The organism is Microcoleus sp. S13_B4 (assembly GCF_036700885.1).
Taxonomy (GTDB): domain Bacteria; phylum Cyanobacteriota; class Cyanobacteriia; order Cyanobacteriales; family Microcoleaceae; genus Microcoleus.
In genome coordinates this window covers 1-3324 of sequence record NZ_JAUBPU010000116.1, presented here as the reverse complement: position 1 = coordinate 3324, position 3324 = coordinate 1, and the positions used below count along the sequence as shown (strand labels likewise).

The window sequence follows — 3324 nt, the reverse complement described above, 5'->3', positions numbered from 1 at the left end:
TGAATAAAACTCCTGGAAGTCCGGCGAGCACTCGATCGTGCAAGACGTTGTAGAGGTCGGGATTGGCTGTTGGCGGACTGTTAGTAACGTTGATATTCACCGTGGCGGGGACTGTCGCAGCCCCGTCGCTAACGCTGTAGGTGAAGGTATCAAGGCCTACAAAGCCTGGGTTGGGAGTGTAGGTGAAATCCCCTTTGGGATTGAGTACGAGTTTACCTTTGGTCGGCCCTGTGACGAGAGCAGCACTCAACGTGTCTAAAGGGTCTTTGTCCAAGTCGAAGTCATTGAATAAAACTCCTGGAAGTCCGGCGAGCACTCGATCGTGCAAGACGTTGTAGAGGTCGGGATTGGCTGTTGGCGGATTGTTGGGAGGCTTAACGGTAATTGTTGCTGTCTCGGATGCTGTACTGAAAGCTGCTAACCCCCCCATACTGCTGGCAGTCGAAATATCACCCGTCCCGCGGTTCGTGAAGGTAGTAGTGGTGCCAGAGTTTGTTGTCGTTCCATCCCATGCCTGATACGTGATATTGGCAGTGCCGTTGTAGTCAGCATTGGGAACAAAGCGGATGCTGGCATTATTGCCTGCTAGCAGTCTTGCTGCTGCTGTTGACGGCGTGCCGAATGCCGTCCAAGTCGAACCGCTATCAGTTGAATATTCCCAACTGCCGTTAGTATTGTCTGTCGCCGTGACTGCAATTCCTTGAGTGTCGGCGGTGTCGATATCTGTAACAGCACCTGCAATTAAAGCAGAAACTAAGGTGCCGGTGTTGCTGGCAGAAGGTACATCTTCGTTAATTGCTGTTAGTGTCGGCGTTCCGCTGTTGTCGAGTACAGGTGCGTGGTTGGCTGCAAAGGCTGCGAATGCGGTGGGAAGGACAAAATTGTTGTCGCTGACAAGAATGAGCGATCGCTTCCCAGTCGCTGTCTGAGAAGGCCCCAATGTCATCCCTTCAAAATTGTTTAGCGGAAAGCCGGAAGTGTTTGGGAAATCAGCAATCAGAGTTTTCGATACCGGTGTAATGCCAGCAACACCAGAAGCAATCAAGCCAGTATTGCTTTGAATGTCAGTCGCACCGTTTAAAGAAACTTGATAAAGCTTCAAATCCCCTGACGGCGAATTCGTCGATAAGTCAAGAAAACGTTCGAGAACCAGCAGGGTATTATCATCAACTGCCAGCATTTCCGAAATGCCGTTGCGTGGATCGGTGTTGTAAAGAAATTCTCCGTTTGCGGTGTTTGTGGCTAAGTTATATCTTAAAATTCGCGATCGCGCGCCTGCCGTTGCACTTGAAGCAGTACCGTCTTGTTCGAGAGCATTTTCTGTTGCTGTAAACAGAAAACTTTGACTGGGAGTAATGGTCAGACTTTCAAAACCTTGATTGTTGCGGATGCCAGTGGTAGTAGCTGCTAATGCGTCGTATTTGGGAAAAGAAATAGGCAGCACTAGGTTTTGCTGTCCCGTTGCAATGGCGAAGCTATTGATAAAAGGCGGGGTATTTGTCGAGAAATTGCCTTCAGAAGAAACGAAGACATTACCGCCGATGAAGCCAATGCCCTCTGTATCCGATGTATCTGGGGCAAAGGGAAAGGCAGGCGGATTGCCAATCTGTGTCACCGCTGTAAAATTAACTTGTCCTGGTGCTGGTGTCAAGCTACCCGAACTCACAGTAGGTATAGTCAGGGTGTAAAAGCGAGACGGGCCGGGACTTGCACCAGGAATATTGCGCCCGTCGGAGATAGCGTAGTAAGTATTGTTGCCCGCGTAGGTAAGGCCAGACAGTCCACCTACCTGAGTTGTTGGTGTTCCAAAAGTTGTATTTGCCGGAAATCCTGCTTGTCCCAAAAGTTGTAGACCAAACACAAATTGATAAGCGGCCATTGTGGCTGGGTCGATCGCCAACCCAGAGGACATCGCTCCCGTTGTATAATCTAGCTGCCAGTCTCCGCCCATAGCCGAACTGCCGATCGGCCCCCTTGAAGCAGCAATTTTTGCCTTGGTTAGCTGACTCACTTGCTGCACAAAGTTAGCGCCCTTCTCCCCCGCCGCTACATCACACCCATACAGCAAAATCTCTCCACTGTCTGCCAGCGATCGCGACCACCGCTGCAATTGATTAGCATAAGTTTTTAAATTTGTCAAGTTTAGATCGATCGCGCCTAGCAGCAAACTCGCGGGGCGACCGTGAGAGATTATATGAATGCTTTTGATATGGCTGCGACTTGCTAGCGCTGCCGTGATTTGTGCTACTCCATCCCGGGCCGAATCCAAGGTAATTACTTCTGTCCCCGGTTCGATACCGTTGTGGAGAGTTTGGCTGTCGGGAAGCGCAGAGTCGATAAAGGCGATCGAACTAAAAACTGAACTGATAAAATTTGGCACAATACACCTTTGGTTAGATGACCATAGGAAAATTAAGATGTATCGAGCTTAGCAAATTCACACCTTAAATGTCACGAACAAAATTAACCATCAAGACTGATATTAATTTTCCGTGAAGCTGCAACAGATTCATCTTGTAGATGCGCCTTTAGCAAGTAATCTATTTCAAAAACCGACTATTCCAGTACAAAAATCGCCTTTTTAGGGTTCGATCGCCAAAAGTTTTTCTGCTACCAATTCTTTCTGAATGGCGAGTACAGCAGCTTGAGTGCGATCGCGCCCTTCTAACTTTTGCAAAATCTCGTGCACATGAACCCCCACCGTACCCGGAGGAATGTACAATATTTGTGCAATTTCCTGATTGCTTTTCCCCCGCAAATAAAGCCAGGATTTCCGGTTCTCGTTTCGTCAGCGGATTTTCCAAAACTTCTGATTTTGACCCAACTTTCACAGGTTCAGGATTAGTCAAAATCGCCCCATTTGCCGCAGTTGCTGGCTTATACCACCACGAAGCACGCGCCGCTACCGATCGAATTGCAAAAACCCAAGTTTCCGCGGCAATTGCCTTGAGGCAATATCACTGAGATTCGGCTGGAATCAATCTTTCAATTAACGCTTGTGGGGTACTTGTAAATACACATAACGACCAAAAACAAACAATTTTCTGGCTAACAAAGGTCAATTCGGAGCGAGTTATTCCGTATAATTATCACATTGATGACGAACTCTTCCAGACGCCCTAGCTCTAATAGTGAGTTAAAAGAAAAGTTTTATCTCTCAATACTCCGGACAGTTTTTAAATAGGGATGCTTACGCAATAAAGCACAGAAGCGAAAAAACTGAGTGGCAGGGCTATTTCATTCTAAATAGGGCTTGCTGAATAATCGCTCGCATATTGCGTGGCCTGGGTTTCGATGGCGTGAGCGAGAATAAAGTGCAAGATA

The 3324-nt window shown here is 47.8% G+C and carries 1 protein-coding gene and 1 pseudogene; both read right to left on the bottom strand.

Translation table 11 applies throughout. The annotated features are described in order from the left end of the window. On the bottom strand, positions 1-2380 hold a 2380-nt coding region (locus QT994_RS27215; protein ID WP_333180185.1), incomplete at its 3' end, for an esterase-like activity of phytase family protein. Between the two features lie 201 nt (positions 2381-2581). Next, positions 2582-2999, bottom strand: a pseudogene (locus QT994_RS27975) (response regulator transcription factor); the annotation flags it as partial. Positions 3000-3324: the final 325 nt, after the last annotated feature.